The organism is Enterococcus sp. GPZ-007, assembly GCF_059374735.1.
This window is the reverse complement of record NZ_JCAFYN010000022.1, coordinates 16,040-34,091: the sequence shown is the minus strand read 5'-3', so window position 1 is coordinate 34,091 and position 18,052 is coordinate 16,040. Positions and strand designations below refer to the sequence as shown.

General features: G+C 41.7%; 17 protein-coding genes. 6 read left to right on the top strand and 11 right to left on the bottom strand.

Annotation, left to right across the window (positions count from 1 at the left end; all coding sequences use genetic code 11):
• Nucleotides 1-110: 110 nt before the first annotated feature.
• From rsmI to dnaX, 9 genes are all read right to left on the bottom strand, one after another.
• Complete coding sequence (gene rsmI / locus AC4J95_RS12335; protein ID WP_494550146.1) at nt 111-965, bottom strand: 16S rRNA (cytidine(1402)-2'-O)-methyltransferase; 855 nt, start codon at nt 963-965, stop codon at nt 111-113.
• An 83-nt stretch (nt 966-1,048) separates the two neighbouring features.
• Nucleotides 1,049-1,396, bottom strand: coding sequence for a DNA replication initiation control protein YabA (locus tag AC4J95_RS12330; protein ID WP_316401295.1), 348 nt, complete (start codon nt 1,394-1,396; stop codon nt 1,049-1,051).
• Nucleotides 1,396-2,208: a PSP1 domain-containing protein gene (locus tag AC4J95_RS12325; RefSeq protein ID WP_316401065.1), complete on the bottom strand. Its 813-nt coding sequence runs from the start codon at nt 2,206-2,208 to the stop codon at nt 1,396-1,398. Before AC4J95_RS12325 ends, AC4J95_RS12330 begins: the two co-directional genes overlap by 1 nt.
• A 26-nt stretch (nt 2,209-2,234) precedes the next feature.
• The gene (gene holB / locus AC4J95_RS12320) at nt 2,235-3,173 is read right to left on the bottom strand and encodes a DNA polymerase III subunit delta' (RefSeq protein WP_494550145.1); all 939 of its coding nucleotides are present in this window, start codon (nt 3,171-3,173) and stop codon (nt 2,235-2,237) included.
• Between the two features lies 1 nt (nt 3,174).
• Nucleotides 3,175-3,504, bottom strand: a complete 330-nt coding sequence (gene darA, locus AC4J95_RS12315) for a cyclic di-AMP receptor DarA (protein ID WP_010740793.1) — start codon at nt 3,502-3,504, stop codon at nt 3,175-3,177.
• A 12-nt stretch (nt 3,505-3,516) separates the two neighbouring features.
• Nucleotides 3,517-4,161: a dTMP kinase gene (gene tmk, locus AC4J95_RS12310; RefSeq protein WP_494550144.1), complete on the bottom strand. Its 645-nt coding sequence runs from the start codon at nt 4,159-4,161 to the stop codon at nt 3,517-3,519.
• 60 nt (nt 4,162-4,221) lie between these two features.
• Nucleotides 4,222-4,818 (bottom strand): recombination mediator RecR, encoded by a 597-nt coding sequence (gene recR, locus AC4J95_RS12305; protein WP_207106848.1) that lies wholly within the window; start codon nt 4,816-4,818, stop codon nt 4,222-4,224.
• A gap of 28 nt (nt 4,819-4,846) precedes the next feature.
• The gene (locus AC4J95_RS12300) at nt 4,847-5,161 is read right to left on the bottom strand and encodes a YbaB/EbfC family nucleoid-associated protein (RefSeq protein WP_494550143.1); all 315 of its coding nucleotides are present in this window, start codon (nt 5,159-5,161) and stop codon (nt 4,847-4,849) included.
• Nucleotides 5,162-5,282: 121 nt separating this feature from the next.
• Nucleotides 5,283-7,028, bottom strand: a complete 1,746-nt coding sequence (gene dnaX, locus AC4J95_RS12295; protein ID WP_494550142.1) for a DNA polymerase III subunit gamma/tau — start codon at nt 7,026-7,028, stop codon at nt 5,283-5,285.
• Between the two features lie 182 nt (nt 7,029-7,210).
• Between dnaX and AC4J95_RS12290 the strand changes: the two genes are divergently transcribed.
• From AC4J95_RS12290 to AC4J95_RS12275, 4 genes are all read left to right on the top strand, one after another.
• Nucleotides 7,211-8,446 carry an SPFH domain-containing protein gene (locus AC4J95_RS12290; RefSeq protein ID WP_494550141.1) on the top strand — a complete coding sequence of 412 codons (1,236 nt, stop codon included), beginning with the start codon at nt 7,211-7,213 and terminating at the stop codon, nt 8,444-8,446.
• 29 nt (nt 8,447-8,475) lie between these two features.
• A complete protein-coding gene (locus AC4J95_RS12285) occupies nt 8,476-9,546 on the top strand; it encodes a TFIIB-type zinc ribbon-containing protein (RefSeq protein ID WP_494550140.1) in 1,071 nt (356 codons plus the stop codon).
• On the top strand, nt 9,543-10,337 hold the full coding sequence (locus AC4J95_RS12280; RefSeq protein ID WP_494550139.1) for a TPM domain-containing protein: 795 nt from the start codon (nt 9,543-9,545) through the stop codon (nt 10,335-10,337). Before AC4J95_RS12285 ends, AC4J95_RS12280 begins: the two co-directional genes overlap by 4 nt.
• Before the next feature lie 142 nt (nt 10,338-10,479).
• Nucleotides 10,480-11,772: a serine hydrolase gene (locus AC4J95_RS12275; protein WP_494550138.1), complete on the top strand. Its 1,293-nt coding sequence runs from the start codon at nt 10,480-10,482 to the stop codon at nt 11,770-11,772.
• A gap of 47 nt (nt 11,773-11,819) precedes the next feature.
• Here AC4J95_RS12275 and AC4J95_RS12270 read toward each other — a convergent pair whose 3' ends face one another.
• A complete protein-coding gene (locus AC4J95_RS12270) occupies nt 11,820-12,305 on the bottom strand; it encodes a GyrI-like domain-containing protein (RefSeq protein WP_494550137.1) in 486 nt (161 codons plus the stop codon).
• 290 nt (nt 12,306-12,595) lie between these two features.
• On the opposite strand from AC4J95_RS12270, the gene AC4J95_RS12265 reads away from it, so the two are divergent.
• Both AC4J95_RS12265 and AC4J95_RS12260 read left to right on the top strand, forming a co-directional pair.
• Nucleotides 12,596-13,789 (top strand): YdcF family protein, encoded by a 1,194-nt coding sequence (locus AC4J95_RS12265; RefSeq protein ID WP_494550136.1) that lies wholly within the window; start codon nt 12,596-12,598, stop codon nt 13,787-13,789.
• Between the two features lie 183 nt (nt 13,790-13,972).
• Entirely contained in the window at nt 13,973-15,592 is a 1,620-nt protein-coding gene (locus AC4J95_RS12260; protein WP_494550135.1) for a hypothetical protein, read from the top strand.
• Between the two features lie 49 nt (nt 15,593-15,641).
• Here the strand turns inward: AC4J95_RS12260 and AC4J95_RS12255 are convergent, their stop codons facing one another.
• Entirely contained in the window at nt 15,642-17,990 is a 2,349-nt protein-coding gene (locus AC4J95_RS12255; protein WP_494550134.1) for an ABC transporter ATP-binding protein/permease, read from the bottom strand.
• Nucleotides 17,991-18,052: the final 62 nt, after the last annotated feature.

Below are 18,052 nucleotides of genomic sequence, written 5' to 3'. Positions count from 1 at the left end.
AAACTCAAATAAAAAAAGTGTTTTTACTCATTTTTTTCATTTTATTCTAATTTTATGACTTTTTATGTCAGAAAACTTCACATAAAAAGAGTAGGAACAAATTCCTACTCTTACAATTCATGATATTCTTTATAAACATCCTGCTTCTTCAATCCATGTCGTTTGGCAACTGTTTTAATCGCCTCTTTAGCAGGTTGTCCCTCTTCCACTAATGCATCCACCTGCTCTTTCAGCGTTCCTTCAAATATTTCCTCCTCTGCTGGCTCCGTCGTACCGGAAACCAGCAGACAGCATTCCCCTTTTAAAGAGTGCTCCGACAAATACTCGATCAACTCTGCCGCTGTTCCTCGCAGATATTCCTCATAAAGTTTGGTCAACTCACGACAGATCACAACGTTTCGGTCACCTAAAACTTCAGAGATATTTTTCAACGTCTCTTTAACCCGATGAGGAGACTCATAGAAGATCAAGGTCGCCGTCTGATTTTTTAAATCAGCTAATTCTTTTTTTTGCGTACTCTTCTTTCGTTGCAGGAAGCCGTAAAAATGAAATGGCTGCGGCATTAATCCAGAAGCAATCAACGCGGTCATGCCGGCAGTTGCTCCAGGCAAAGCGACGACAGGAATATCTTCTTCTATACAAGCAACAACTAATTCATGACCCGGATCGCTGATCGATGGCATCCCAGCGTCACTGACCTGGGCAATGGATCGGCCGTTCTTTAGAAAATCCAACAATTCTGGAATACGTTCGTTATAGTTGTGTTCATGCAAACTTTTTTGCGGTACTTTCACTTCGAAGTGGTTCAACAACTTTTGAGTATTGCGCGTATCCTCACTAGCGATTAAATCGACCGTCTGCAATGTCTTGACCCCGCGAAAAGTCATGTCCTCTAAATTACCGATTGGTGTTGGGACTAGATAAAGTGTTCCCACTTCCTGCGCGAAACTTTTTTGGATCTTCATGCTCGCTCTTCCTTCCATTTAAAAAGGCTTGCGACAGAATTATTGTCACAGGCCTCATTTACTCAGACTTCATATTCTTCTGATTATTTCTGCTTGCTTTCACGATAAATAACATCTAGACAAAATGCACAGGGCTCATCCGCTTCACGTCTTGATCCATAAAGCAGGTTGCAGACATGAAAGCCGTCCTCATAGATTTTCTCTAGATTCAAGCGGGATTCCGATAGTTCTTGGCGTTCATCCAAGACCGGCGATTTCTTCTCATCAATCTCACGAATCCGCTCCCGTAAGCGTTCATTTTCCATCTCTAATGTGGCATTTTTTTCTATAAGCTCTAACAAATTTTCTTTCATGGAAACTAAGTCCTCAAGATTCTTCTGCATGTCTAGCTCTAGTTGATTCAAGCCGTCGTATAATGAGCGTCGATCCATCATGACAAGTCACCTGCTTCAACTAATTCTTGGTAATCAAAATCAATCGTTGCATCGCGACCGAATAAGCGGACCTTCACCACTTTGCTTAGCAGATTCAAGCCGATCACTTTCCCACGTCCCTCTGGCGTATTGATCTCTTTCCCATAATCAGGCATTTCTTTCTTTGCTGCTTCATACTCGCCGTTTTCGTATTTCAAACAGCACATCAATCGACCGCACAGACCAGAAATCTTTGTTGGGTTCAACGACAATCCTTGATCCTTAGCCATCTTAATCGAAACCGGGATAAAATCACCTAAAAATGTCGAACAACATAACGGTCGACCACAGGGGCCGATTCCACCAAGGATCTTGGCTTCATCACGCACTCCGATTTGCCGTAGCTCGATGCGCGTCCGGAAAACGCCAGCTAAATCCTTGACCAGTTCACGAAAATCAATTCGTCCATCCGCTGTGAAATAAAAGATCATCTTACTGCGATCATAGGTATATTCAACTTGGATCAGCTTCATCTCTAACTCATGTGCACGAATCTTTTCTTTAGCCGTCTTGAAAGCCGCTTCTGCATCGGCCTCGTTTTGAGCTACTTTTTTTAATTCTTTGTCTGACGCTTTATGTAAAATCGTTTTTAAGTCATCGGACAAATCCTTTTTATCAATCTCTATTTTTGGAATTGCCACTGTCGCAATCTGGTGCGCCTGCTGCGACTCGACCAAGACTTTATCATTATAAAAATATTCGTTTTTGCCCGGGGCATAATAATAGATATGTCCTGCTTCGCGAAAACGAACACCCACAACTTCAACCATGGTTTTCCCTACTCTCTTAAATAACGTTAAGCAAATACGATGCGCAACGTTATTTGTTCTGCGATATTTTGAAATGATACGTTTGCTTCTAGTTTCTGACTAGCGGATAAAACTTCCTCCAGCAGGTAATTGTACGTGTTTAGGTCTGCTTGGTTTTGCTTCATCACTTGATCACGTTTCTCTTTGACAAAATATGCCAACATTTCGAAGGCAAATTGCTGCTGCGTTTTGTCTTTAAATGTCTTGACCAATTTTTTCTGAACATAGATAAACGCTTGCGGATCATTTTTTTCGAGATAATTAAACCATTGAATAACAACATCTCTAGCTTCATTAAACCATTCATCTTTTGAGATTTCAACAGCTTTTGTATAACTATTTGTTAAATTCGCTAAGAGTTTCGCAGTTTTTGCAGGGATTTGTTCCGCTTCTAAACGAGACTGCAAGCGTTCTGTGGACAACGCTTGGAAGTGAATGATCTGACAACGAGAGCGGATTGTCGGTAAAATTTTTCCTAATGATTGAGTTTCCAAAATAATCATAAAGTTGGCTGGCGGTTCTTCTAAAAACTTCAGCAAACTATTTGCCGAATTTGTATTCATTTTCTCCGCTTGATGAATGATCACGACTTTTTTTGCAGACTCAAAGCCGCTCTTAGTCAATTCACTTTGCAGGGCTCGGATTTGGTCGACTTTGATGGATTGACCATCTGGCTCAATCTCAACGACATCGGGATGATCTTTGCTGGTTATCCGCAGACAATTATTACATTTTTCGCAAGGCATGGCATCCTGTAGATTAAAACAGAAGAGATGCTTCGTAAACCACAGAGCTAACTCTGCTTTGCCGGTTCCCTGGTCGCCTTCAAAAAGATAAGCATGGGCCAAACGCCCATGCTCAAAACTGTTTTGTAATTGGCGAAAAACGATTGGTTGAATTGTCTGGAGTTTTTTCGCTTCTTCCATATTAATACTGATGGAAGCCTTCGACTGGCAACACAAAGACTGTCGCTCCGCCGACTTCAACTTCAACAGGATAAGGGACTTGACCGTCTAACGAAATGTCTAAAGTAACTGGCGTTGTGACATATTGCGTACGTGCTTGGCAGGTCTCTTTGATCAAAGCCAACGCATCTTCCACTCGTTCATCTTCAATACCAATGATAAAAGTACTGTTGCCAGCTTTTAGAAAGCCGCCAGTGGAAGATAGCTTAGTGGCCCGAATATTGGCATCGATAAATTCATTGGCTAAACGATTTGAGTCTTTGTCTTGGACGATCGCTAAAATAAGTTTCATAGTTTACACCTCTCATGATTGAAAATAGTCTGGATAACGTGTCAACAACTCGTAAAAACAATCTCTCACGACTTCGTCTAAACGCTTCCGAGCGTCGATTTTTACGATCCGATCTGGATTTTCTTCTGCTAATTTTAGATAAGCGTGTCGGACCCTCTGATGAAATTGTAACCCTTCTGAGTCCAAACGGTCAATTTGATTGGTTCGATTCTTCATGATTCGTTGTAAGCCGGTGTCGGAATCTACATCCAGATACAATGTAACATCTGGTGTTGTGCCTTCGATCGCAAACTCATTGATCTTGGCAACCTCTTCTATGCCGATGCCTCGTCCAGCTCCTTGATAGGCTAACGAGCTGTCAACAAAGCGGTCGCACAAAACGATTTTATCTTCATCAAGTGCTGGCCAGACCTTTTCCACCAGATGCTGCCGACGCGCTGCCGCATAGAGCATCGCCTCAGTTCGATCATCCATTCGGTCATTGCTAGGGTCAAGGATGACGTGACGAATTTTTTCTGCGATCGGGATGCCTCCGGGTTCTCTTGTCTTGACGATGGATCTTTTCGCCGTTAATTGTAGTCTAGGATAGAGTTCATTCAGGACACTGGTTTTTCCAGCCCCATCAGGCCCTTCAATCGTAATAAATAATCCGTTCACGTTCTTGTCCCCCAAAATTAATTATGATCTATCTGTATCTTTTTAAAACGCCGTGCATGCTTATAATTCACGACGTCCTTCCACAGCTTTTAGCAAAGTAATCTCATCAGCGTATTCAATGTCACTCCCGACTGACAAACCATGTGCTAGTCGAGTAACTTTGATTCCAGCCGGCTTAATGAGACGCGATAAATACATCGCAGTCGCTTCGCCTTCAGTGGTGGCGTTAGTTGCAATAATGACTTCCTTGATCTCATCATCATGGAGACGTTTGATCAAAGGCGCGATATTGATATCCTCTGGCCCTGTCCCCTCCATTGGTGATAATACTCCATGAAGAACATGATAAAGACCGTGATATTCACGAACCTTTTCCATCGACATTACATCTTTAGGTTCTTCCACCACAAGAATCGTGCTGCGGTCACGAGTCGTATCAGAACAAATCTCACAAGGATCTTCCTCCGTGATATTCCCACAAACACTGCAAAAACGCAAATCTCTTTTGACACTGATCAATGAGCGTGCAAATTCATTGACTGACTCGTCTTTCATATCGATCGTAAAAAAAGCTAGGCGAGTAGCGGTTTTTTGACCGATCCCCGGCAGCTTCATATAACTTTCAATCAACTTCGCAATTGGTTCTGGATATTGCATGGTGTCCTTCCTCTCTGAACAAAGTCGCTTACATTCCAGGAAGTCCCTTTGTATATTTGCCCATTGTTTGATCTGTTTCCTTCGTGATCTTCGTGATTGCATCATTAACTGCCAAGACGATCATGTCTTGCAGCATTTCTGGATCTTCAGGGTCGATCAACTCTGGATTAATCGTCATTGCTTTCATATTTTTGTCACCAGTAAATGTTACTGTTACTAAATCATTGGTTGAGCTGCCAGTGAATTCTTTTGCGTTTAATTCATCTTGAGCCCTCACCATTTCTTTTTGCATCTTTTGCATTTGTTTCATCATGCCTTGCATGTTTCCCATTCCGCGCATCATTTTATCTGCTCGCTCCTTATTCATATTAATAAATTATTTTTTCCAAAAAATTAGTTTGATTTTCATGCCATCTATCATTTTACTAACTTGCTAAAGCAAGAAGAAAAACTGGCATCCTTTATTAATCATCTTTAATTGTCACAAGATCGCCAAACAGACTTTTAGCCTGTTCAACAACTTCATTGGTTTCTTCTGGTATCAGACTAATCTCATCAGCCGTGTCATTTTCTTCAGCCGCTACTGGACGGTCATGATGTTGACTGACAAAAGCTTGGCGCAAACGCGGCCAGCTTTCACGAGTGATGAAGACAAAGTCGGGTGTATAATCCTTGATCATCATACTTAAACTGTTCTGCATATTCAAGCGTAACTCATCGTTGCCATCTGCCCGTTGGCACACAATCTCATAATCAAAAGCAATCAGCAGTAACCCCGGTCCTGCCGCCATCGGTTCGCTGGCTTTCAACATCGCCCGCTGAGTAACAGGTAATGCCATCAGTAAATCTTCCCAAACATTCTTCACATTGACTAAGTGATCTTTCGTCGCTTCACTCAATACTTGATAGACACGTTCGGTCGGCACACGATAACTGCTGGCAGTCTTCTTCGGTGCTGCTTTGCGTTCTTCTTTTTCTACTGTTGGGTTGGCTTTTAACTGCTGCATTTCATTCTGCAGCTGCTGAAGCTGCGTTTTCAGAGCTGTTAATTCTGATTGATCGACTGATTGTCCCGTTGCTGGTGCTGTTGAATTTACCGGCTGAGTCACTGGCGCTGAATCGATCGCTGTTGTTGGTGTTGCCAACTTCACTGTTGCTACTTCTAAATAGACATTCGCATGATTGGTAAAGCGAATCTCGTTTTGTGTCTCGCTTAATATTTTGATCATGCTATACAATCGTTCAGAAGCAGTCGACTCTGCTAATTGTTTGAAGGGATCTGTTAAATACGCAGCACGATTTTCCAACAGCTTTGGTGCCTGTTGATAAATCAATAGATCACGACAGTAAAGTAGCAGATCTTCTGTTAAGCGGCGTGCTTCTTTCCCCTCCGCTAAAATACTCTCCAAAACTTCTAAAGCGCCACTGACATCTTGCTGCAGACAAGACCCGATAAAGCTGTCCATCATCTCAGTAGTTAAGCTGCCAGTCACAGCCAGCGCATCTTCTAACGTAATTTTTTCATTACTGAAAGAAATCGCTTGGTCTAAAATACTTAGTGCGTCACGCATCCCACCTTCAGCTGCTCGTGCGATCACAGACAACGCTTGTTCTTCGTAAGGTTGATTGCTTTGCTCAAGAATATACGCCATTCGTCCAATGATTGCTTGGACATCGATCCGTTTAAAATCAAATCGTTGTGTTCGTGAAATGATCGTTGCCGGAATCTTATGAGGCTCTGTCGTCGCTAAAACGAAAATCACATGTTCTTTAGGTTCTTCTAATGTTTTTAACAATGCGTTAAAGGCCCCAGTAGAAAGCATATGAACTTCATCAATGATATATACTTTATACTTTGCCGTAGTTGGTGCGTAATTCGCACGGTCACGGATAAAGCGAATCTCCTCTACCCCATTGTTACTGGCCGCATCGATTTCGATCACATCTTCTTGTCGTCCCTCAGTGATCGAACGACACATCTCACACTCGTTACATGGTTCCCCATCAACACTATTCGGACAATTGATGGCCTTGGCAAAAATTTTCGCCGCACTGGTCTTCCCTGTTCCGCGGGGGCCGGTAAATAGATAGGCGTGGGAAGTTTTCTGTTGTTGGATCGCATTTTTCAGCGTTTTTGTGATTGCTTCTTGTCCGACTAAATCATCGAACCGCTGCGACCGCCAAACGCGGTAAAGTGCTTGATACGCCATAATTCTCCTCTTTTCCTTTAAAATCACTGCTTTCTATTATACGTGATTTCGTGTAAAAAAACTATAGAAACCGATTGTCAGAAGCAATTGTTTAGTGTCTTTTAATCTGTGGAAGTTCATCCTTTCTATTTCGAAAAACCCCTGTGGTATAATAGAAAAAACGTTTTTATGGAGGGATATTCATGGGACTATTTAAAGCAGCAACTAGCAGTATAGGCGGAGGTCTGGCCGATCAATGGCTTGAGATTATCGAACCAGCCAACATGGGACAAACAACAGTTATGACAAAAGGCATTGCCGTTCGAAAAGATGACAAACGCGGCAGCAACAAAAAAGGGACCAGTGATGTGATTACAGATGGCTCTGTGATTCATGTTTATCCAAATATGATGATGCTCTTAGTAGATGGCGGCAAAATCATCGATTACACGGCTGAAGAAGGCTACTATACAGTGGAAAATAATTCTGCTCCGTCTATGTTCAATGGTTCATTAAAAGATGCCGTTGCAGAAACCTTCAGTCGTTTCAAATTTGGCGGCGTAACACCACAAAAACAACAAGTATTTTACATTAATTTACAGGAAATCAAAGGAATCAAGTTTGGTACCAGTACACCGTTAAACTATTTTGACAATTTTTACAATGCGGAACTATTCTTACGGGCACACGGAACGTACTCAATCAAAGTAACAGACCCGATTTTATTTTTCGCTAACGCGATCCCGCGAAATATGAACCAAGTCGACATCAGCGATATTAATGAGCAATACTTGCAGGAATTCCTGACTGGTTTACAAGCGTCAATTAATCAAATGTCTGCTGATGGTCAACGTATCTCTTATGTGCCATCAAAAAGTTTAGAGCTAAGTAAATATTTATCTAACGCACTCGATGAAAGCTGGAAAGAGCTTCGCGGCATGGAGATCGTATCGGTGGCTGTTGCCAGCATCTCCTACACGGATGACTCGACAAAATTGATCAATATGCGAAATGAAGGCGCAATGCTAGGCGATCCAAGTGTCCGTGAAGGTTATGTGCAAGGTTCCGTCGCTCGTGGGATGGAAGCTGCTGGGAAAAATGACGCCGGTGCCGCTACTGGATTCTTCGGAATGGGCATGGGAATGAACGCTGGCGGAGACTTTTTAAATCAAGCTTCGCAAAGTAATAATCAGCAAATCCAACAAAATCAACAGTCGCAGCAAAAGCCTGCTGGTGATCAATGGACCTGCCCAAAATGCGGCGAGGAGAATACTGGAAAATTCTGCAGCAATTGTGGTGAAGCAAAACCTGCTCCGGCAACGGCAGCAAAAATCCAAATGAAGTGCAGTGAATGCGGTGAAGTGGTTGACTTGAGCAATGGTGTGCCAAAATTCTGCCCACATTGCGGCAAACCCTTCAAAGGTATTCCGTTAGACTAAATTATTATTAACCTTAGGAGGACCTGCAAATGGCAGATGTATTGACGCATCATTGTCCCAACTGCGGCGGTCCCTTGACTTTCAATCCTAGTGATCAAAAATTTCACTGTGACTATTGCTTAAGCATTTTTACAGTGGAAGACATCGAAAAATTTGAAGCCAAAGAAGCAGCTCCAACCGCGGACGGACAAGCAGAAACTGCCAATGCTGAGGAAACAAGCACGGGTGATGTCGATCTCTTTCTCTGTCCCAGCTGTGGCGCTCAAATCGTCACTGATCACACTACCGCCGCAACCTATTGCTACTTTTGTCATAATCCCGTCGTATTATCAGGACGTTTGACGGGAGAGTTTTTACCGAACAAAGTTTTACCATTCAAAATTGATCGTGAAAAAGCGGTCGCAGATTTTTTAGCCTGGACACAAAAGAAACGCTTTATCCCAAAGGATTTTTTCAACAAGGATCAAATCGAAAAAATGACCGGTGTCTATTTTCCTTATTGGGTAGTTGATGCGGAGACAGCCGGCAATTTGACTGGTAAAGGTACTTCGTTACGGGTCTGGATCGTCGGAGAGATAGAATACACTGAAACGAAAGTCTATCAAGTTTATCGTAAAGGAAAAGCAAAAATTAGACATCTTACGAAAAACGCCTTGAAGAAAAATTTGCAGCAAAAAATGGTAGAGGGTGTTCAGCCCTTTCCAATTGATCAAGCTGTAGACTTTCACACCGAGTACTTATCCGGCTTCCAAGCGGAAAAGCGAGATATCGAGATTAAGGACCTGGCTGAGCAAATCGATCATGAACTATCTGAATATACGGAAGATCTGCTACGAGATACAGTTTCGGGCTATACAACCTTCACACGCAGCAATCAGTCAGTCGATGTTGAAAAGCAAGATAATCACTATATGCTGCTGCCAGTCTGGCTCGTGACTTATCAAGATGCTTCAGATAAAACCTATTACTATGCCATGAACGGTCAAACCGGCAAGGTCAGCGGTATCCTGCCGATCAGCAATAAACGTTTAGGCTTATTCTCAGGTGGTATCTTCGCGGCAATCATGATAATCGCAATGATCGTGGGGTATCTCATATGAAAAAAATGCTATTATTCATCGGTTTCTTGGTACTCTTTAGTCCGATGAAGGTTTTGGCAGCTTCCGATACAGTAGATGATCAAGCCAACCTGCTTACGCCAGAAGAACGAACCGAGTTATCCAATCAAGCCGATGCCATAAACGAAAAAATCAAAGGCGAAGTCTTTATCTTGACTACTAATACGAATACAGAAGAACCGAGAGATTTTGCGGATATGCAATTAATGGATCGTGTAGGTAAAGATAATAATGGCGCTCTTCTCTTGCTGGATATGAATCAACGAGAGATCTATCTTTCAACTTCAGGGAATATGATTGATTACCTGACAGATAAACGCGTAGATAAAATCCTAGATAGTGTCGCTGCCGCTATGAAAGACAGTGACTATTACCAGGCTGGAGCCAATTATTTGTATGACACCAAAGATTTTGTTGACGCTGGGGTACCAGGTGGTTCTTATCGAGTTGATGAGAAAACTGGCAAAATCACGCGTTACAAGTCCATTAGACCGTTCGAGTTTATCATCGGTTTGATCGTTGCAGCAGTGGCGGCTATTGCTTTCTTCGTTTCTGTACGATTGCGTTATCAATTAAAAACTGGAACCTACCGTTATCCTTATCGCCAGAACGCTCAATTAGATTTAACGGAAAGACAAGACCAGTTAGTCAATTCTTTCGTTACAACTCGACGTATTCCAAAGCCTTCCAACAACAATGGTGGCGGAGGCGGCGGAAGTTCAACACACTCCACAGGTGGTGGAACCTTTGGCGGCGGCGGACGCAGTTTTTAAGCAAATAAAATAAAAATCGTTATCATTCTTCCCAGAGTCTTTTAAAACTAATGAAAAACTCTGGGGTTTTCTTGTATTTTCTTGAATTCACCCCTTGATTTTGCTAAACTTTTAGGGTTAATAGAAATAAAGGAGCCCATCAATGAATAAAAAGAAAAGTTTCCCCCTTGTTTTGGTTGTTCTGGTACTCTTTTTCCAAAGCCTCATAGCGATTCCCGTCCATGCGGCAGATGAATTCTCAGTCAATGCGAATGCAGGCTATGCCATTGACGCCGACTCCGGAAAAGTTTTTTTTAATCAAGACGGCGATACTCCCAAAGGCGTAGCATCTATAACTAAAACAATCACGGCATACCTCGTTTTAGATGCAATCAAGCAGCAGAAGATCTCTTGGGAACAAGAAGTACCCATCTCTGAGTACGCTGAAGAATTGAGTACAGTCCCTGAATTATCAAATGTGACTCTAGTTCGTGGACAGAAGTATACGGTCAGGGATCTGTTTGAAGCCATGATCGTTCAATCCGCCAATGCGTGCGCTGTTGCTTTAGCTGAACTTGTTGCCGGCAATGAGCATACTTTTGTCAATCAAATGCGCGAACAGCTCAATAAATGGGAAATCACAGATGCTACTATCATCAACTCTTCGGGATTAAGTAATGTTTATCTAGGTGACCATATTTACCCCGGCACCCAAGAAAACGATGAAAACTTAATGTCTGCAAGAGATGTGGCGATCGTGGCTCAGCATTTGATTAAAGATTTTCCTGAGATTTTAGAAGTTTCGAAGATCAAAGAAAAAACTTTCGCACCTAATTCCAGTCAACCAGGCGAAATCAAGAATTGGAACGTCATGTTGTTCGACGGTCCTAATTACAAAGAAGGCGTTGACGGATTGAAGACGGGAACCACTGATTTAGCTGGGGCATGTTTTGTCGGTACAATCCAAAAAGATGGGCGCCGAGTAATCACGGTGATCCTGAATGCCCTAGATCAACCAAATGATGAAAATGCCCGATTTGCCGAAACGGGTAAATTAATGGATTACTGCCTGAACAATTGGAGTCAGCAGGACGTGACTACAGCCGGTCAAACACCTTCCGATAAGAAAGAGTTGAAAGTTACAGAAGGCAAACAAAAGACAGTTGGATTAGCCATGGAAAAACCTGTCAAACTTTGGGTACGCAGCGACATGGATCCGAAGAATCTGACGATCAAAACAACATTGGATCATTCCTTACTAGACAATAATTCGATCATCGCTCCCGTCCATAAAAATGAAAAAATCGGCACTGTTAGTGTTGCACTAACTCAAGATACATTAGGCTATGTTCAAAAAAATGAAGGTGCGACAGCCGATCTTGTAACGAAAACAGACGTTGAAAAAGCTAGCACCTTTGAATTGATCTGGCAAAAAATCACTGGCTTTTTCGCATAAATAAAAAAACTTTCGACCTTGCACGAATGCTAAAGTCGAAAGTTTTTTTATTTTGATTTGAAGGGAAAATACAATTCGACTTCTCCTTCTGCAAAATGCGGCAAGTAATGCTCATGAATGGCACCAGCAAGCTCCAGTTTTTCTAAGGGAAAGATCTCACCTAGCATTAGGTTTGTTGCGTCTTCGATTTTTTCAGCACTGGCTTTGACAGTCAGATAGCTCATTGGCGGCAACTCCCAGCGAACCCAGCCTTCAGGAACCTCTGCTTCTGCTGACACTTGGACTCCGGCCAAATAGCGTCCTTCTTTTTGCCACGGTTCTAACCAATGCTCCCCATCGCTCATCAATCCCCATAATTGCAGGTCCTTCATCTCTTGTCCAGCTAAAATACCGATCACTTCTTCAAAATGAGCATTCATTTGATCCCACAACAGTGGTACCCATGACGGACCCTCTTCTGCTAATCCGCGTCCTTCTTTACCAATTACATAAGTTGTCGGCAAATCAATCCGATCGACTCCTTTGATTTCCATACAAATCCCTCCAGGTTCGTGTCAATGAATTAAAGAGCGTTTTTCTTTCGCCTTGTATTGTGCACCGCAAAAATAAAAACGATATTCTTTCTTTCAGTTTACTAATCTTATGAAAGAAAACCAACTGATAGTTCTTAACTGCGCATTTGACCTTTTCTTTGATATACTGACATAGAAATATCGAGCTGTTGAAACAGAGAGCTGCCAGTTTCTCCCTGTTAATTAGGTTCAGTGAAAGGCCGCTTGATCTCGAAAAAATAATACTATCTAAAAACGAAAGGTGTGATGAGATGGACCTACAACGAGATTTTATTGCTTTAGCCATTTATTTTGTCATTTTAATTGGTTTAATGGTTCGCTTCAAGCAAAAACGATTTAGCAAATTTTCACTATGGACAGGAATTTTTTTGATCCTGTATTTTTGTATCTTAGAGATCCAAAATAAAACGTTCTATATTTTAATTCCGCTATTTTTCTTTTTATTATTCAGCTATTTCTATTTCAAAGAAAAATGTCGGCTGCGCAACGGCTGGCTGCTCAATCTAGCACTGGTCAGTTTTATGGGATATGTGGCGCTCGTCACAGCTACTGAAGGCTCCTTGATTGGCGCAGGGATTCTTGGGTTATTGGCTGTCTTATTCCTGGTAACGGTTCTGTTCGGTATCTATGCGGCCATTATTTTTTTGATAGGTAACAGTTTTATCGTTTTGCGGCATGAATCCCGCAGACTGCCAAATTTATTAACCCTGATCTTAGGCTTGGCTATTATCGCATTAATCACGCTACAGACCTTTGGACCTCGATTATTACCGGATTGGTCAGTCATTCTTTTATCGGCACCAACAACAATTGCGATTTATTTCTTTATCGTCTTTTGGAATTTTTTATCGATTTCTTTGCTTTATCAATTCAATCAGCCAAAATATAATCAAGATTATGTAATCGTTTTGGGTGCTGGCTTGACTGGTGGTGAAAAGGTCACTCCCTTATTAGCAAAACGGATTGATCGGGCGATTCAATTTTACCGTAAACAAAGTGAAGAGACCTTATCGCCGCCGCAGCTTTTGATGTCCGGTGGGCAAGGTCCTGATGAAAAAGTCCCAGAAGCTCAAGCGATGCGAGAATACGCCCTAGAGCAAGGGATTCCTGATGAAGATATCATTATGGAGACCCAGTCTACTAATACATTAGAAAATATGAAGTTCAGCAAAGAGATCATGGAACGTGAAAAACCAGGCGGTTATCACGCTATTTTTACTTCGAACAATTACCATATTTTCAGAGCGGGTATGTATGCTGAAGATGTCGGATTGAAAATCGACGGCATCGGTTCAAAGACTGCTCGTTACTACCTGCCAAACGCTTTTCTAAGAGAATTTATTGCGGTAGCCTTAATGAACAAACGTCTCCACCTTATTATTTGCGGATTAATCACGTTTGGATTTGCAGCTATAGCCGTGATTAATTACTTTTTTGTTGGCTAACAATTTTTTATTCAAAAGACCAGATTTTTTCTGGTCTTTTTTGCTAGTTTCGCTTGAAAAAAGGAGCGTTTGACTATATACTTTATTAACCAATTGCCATTAAATTTTCATATTTTTTTAGTTATCGGCTCTTTTGCACACTGTCCGTCCCCTTCAGTGTTTCCAAAGAAAGGAGCAGAAAAAATGAAAAAATTATTTATTGTTGGCTTGTTCCTGTTGGTTTTAACCGGTTGTTCCAATCAAGTGTCTGAGCATTCTAAAGCAATCGATAAGCTCTTTACTAGTGAAGAAACAGCAAGTTCCTCCAGTTCCTCATCAACTAATACGTCAGAATCAGCTACTACGCCTTCGTCTAGCAGAACGACACCCTCGTCATCACGCAAATATTACATAACCACACCCAGTACGACCACTACCTTATCTCCTGCCGAACGAGAAATGATGACCGATATTCTTAGAGAAAGAGGGATCATCTCAGATTCGACCATTCTACCTGATGCCGTCCTCAAGCAACTTTATAATTCGCAGGGAATCTCCCAACTTGATCCAAAGCTTTGGAAGGCTGTTTTAGCTAAACGTGACTTCAAAGACCTCGATGAACAAATCAAACCACAGTATGAAGAAATGGACAAAGATCAAAAGAATTATAAATACAAGGTAAATGTTTGGCTGCCAGCCCTTGAAGAGATCGATCCAGAAGAGCTATCGATCAAGATTGATGAGATTGATTACGCGCGCTTAAACTCAGACAGTGGATATTTGATGAATTACTCCAAATCGATTGATGAGGCGGTTGAAAAAAGCTTAATCAAACAATTGGAATCAGACAAGAAAATGAAAATGAAAAAATTCACCGTCAATGTTACCGTCAAAGATGACAATGAAAAAGTTACTGCAACATTCAACGATGACGGTTTAGCTCCGGTCCAGCAAACCGTCAGCAATTCTAAAAACTCTTTTATGACAGATTCAAAAGATCTCGACGCTCACCAGCAAGTAAAACTCCTGAGTAACTTAAAAACAAATTTGAAAAGAGATGTTCCTTCAGCTGTAGCTCCCAAAATTTCCAAGATCACTAAACAAGATGATGATCAATACAAAGTAAAATTGCTGTTGGTAGATAACTTGGAAGAGACTTTGAAAAAAATCAAAGATACAACAAACGAGGAGTACAAAAAAAATAATCCAAATGGACTATTTGCTACTGTTCTGGATACCTCAATCCGCACCAAATTGAATCAAAAATTACAAAACGAAAACCTGAAGCATACCATCGAAAAAGAAATCATCGTCAAACCCGAAGGCGATGCCATGAGTCTTCCTCAAACAGGAACCAATGAAGCAAATATTGAAACGAAAAAACAAGTCGATCAAACGATAACGGATATTAAGACCTATGTTCAAGATAACGTCATGAAGAAACCGGAAGAACGGCCGGCAAGTGGTGTTCTCGTGGGTACAAATACGGGGACTCCAGTCGCAATTCACACATTGGCTAGCGCTACGAATGATTATTATGTCAAATTCAATAATACAGACAACACTGACACGATTTTATCAGCCTATATCAGAGGCGGTGAGCAGCTAACAGTCAATTTGCCTCCAGGTACGTATAAATTGCGTTTCTCACGAGGACAAGGAGACAAGTGGTACGGCGCAGTGAATGGTTTTGGTCCGACTGCTCGCAGCTCCCAGTCAAGAAATCCAATCACCGTAGGCAGCGGCGGTTCTTATACTTTACGTTTATATAGTGTAACTGGAGGAAATTTACCGATTGATGGTGTGAATAACGGTACCTTCTAGAAATTAAAAAGGACAGCTTCCCAAACAATTTGAGAAGCTGTCCTGCTTTTTATTCTGCTCGCAATGCGATCGCAGCGTCTTTCTTCGCTGCCATTCTTGCTGGGATATGTCCACCGATCATCGTCAACACTGTTGAGACGATGATCAAAATGATTCCGTGAACCGGATTTAATTGTGCAACATTCTTCAAATCAGTCATGTTGTACAAAATCGCGTTGATTGGGAAAGTCGCTAAGTATGCGATCACCACGCCCAACGTTCCTGAAGCAACACCCAAGATACACGTTTCTGCATCGAATACGCGGGTAATATCTTTCTTCCGTGCCCCTAAGGCCTTCAGAACACCGATTTCTTTTGTCCGTTCAATTACTGATGTGTAAGTGATAATACCGATCATAATCATGCTGGTCACTAATGAGATTCCGGCAAAGGCAATCAATACATACGTGATGGCGTCCATCAAACCACCAGTCAACTCAGTCATCGTTCCCGCCAAATCAGTATAGATGATTTTGTCTTCTTTCTTCTTTCCCTTATTGAAATCATCTAAATAGCTTAAGATTTGTTCTTTATCTTTGTAGTTATTTGGATAGATCATGATACTGCTGGGAATACTATCTCCGCCTAAGTAAGCCAACGTACTTTCTTTCGTCGCATCGTCTAATTTTTCGTTCGTCATGACATTATTATCAGTCTCTTTTTGCGCTTTGACAATCTCAGAATTTTCATTGTCCTTAACAATCTTGGAAGTCAATTCATTGCTATAAGCAATTCCAGGTGCTAAAAGATTCATTGTTGACGATTGTTTTACTCGTAAAATACCGGAAATCCTTAATGTATCATTATTGGCATTGTCGTACATTGCTTTGTAGTCATTATTCGGGATAAAATTGCCTGTTGGAATTTTTGAATAATATTCATTGTTGTTGATTAATTTGAATTCAGTACCGACGATTTGATCAAAATCCAGTTTTTCACCGTCTTTGACATCAAAGCCTAGGTTTTTCAATGAGTTAATATTGGTACTGTTGTTCGCATCAACGATCAATACGACGTCTGTATCGGCTTTTGGATACTCGCCGGATAACAGCTTATAGTTATCTTCTAAAAAGTTGCCAGAGTTTTTATCCAGCTGAGTTGGAAATGAAGATACACCCATTCCTGTCATGCTGGACATCGCGCTCATCATTGAAGGACCGCTGTCCGGTGCTTCATTCGATAGTTTCACTGGTTTTACATCACCATCTACATCACGCAACAGATTCATACCAACCACACGGGTAAAGCCGATGTTGTTGCTCAGTTTTGGATCGATATCCTCGATGTAATCTACGTACTCTTGATTGATTTTATTTGTATGTTGGGCTTTGTCTTCATCGCTGATTTTTGCGACGACACTATTTTTCGTGTCTTTGGTTGAACCACTGGCTTTTTCTGAACCGAGCGCTCGGTCACGATTCGCCGTTTGATCTGTTGTGGTTTTCGAAATCGTGATAGGATACTTCGCCATCGTCTCAGCTTGAGTACTATCGATTTGTTTCTGGAATCCACTTGATAAAGAGAGGACGATTCCGATGCTGATAATTCCGATACTTGAGGCAAACGCCGTTAAAAAAGTCCGCCCTTTCTTGGTTCGCAGGTTATTGAAGGACAGCTTCAACGCAGTCATGAATTTCATCTTTGTCCGTTTTAGCTGAAATTGTTCGCCTTTCTTCCCTTCAATATGAGGATGTGAATCATCCATGATTCGACCATCAGAAAATCTGATCGTCCGATCGGCATATTTATTCGCCAATTCAGGATTATGGGTCACCATGATCACTAATTTTTCTTTAGACAATTCTTGGATCAAGTTCATGATCTGAACACTAGTCTCCGTATCCAATGCTCCGGTTGGCTCGTCACAAAGCAAGATATCAGGATCATTGGCTAATGCTCGTGCAATCGCCACCCGTTGCATTTGCCCACCGGAAAGCTGATTCGGCTTCTTGTGCATATGATCAGCTAGACCTACTCGGCGTAGTGCATCCTCAGCTCGCTGTCTTTTCTCGTCTTTGGCGACGCCGCTCAAAGTCATCCCAAGTTCTACATTATCAATGATCCCTAAATGGCTGATCAAGTTATAGCTTTGGAAAACAAACCCGATCGAATTATTTCGGTAGGCATCCCAATCGGCATCCTTAAAGGTTTTTGTTGATTTACCATCGATGATCATATCGCCAGAATCGTAGTTGTCTAAGCCGCCGATCACATTCAGCATCGTCGTCTTACCCGACCCGCTGGCTCCTAGGATTGCGACAAATTCTTGTCGGCGAAATGCGACTGATACGCCATCTAAAGCTTTCGTGGTGGTATCACCCACACGATAATATTTCTTTATATCTTTTAATTCTAACATTGCGTCACCCTTTTCTTTCTGTTTACATCGTAAAGATAGCATGGCATTATTAACTCAAAATG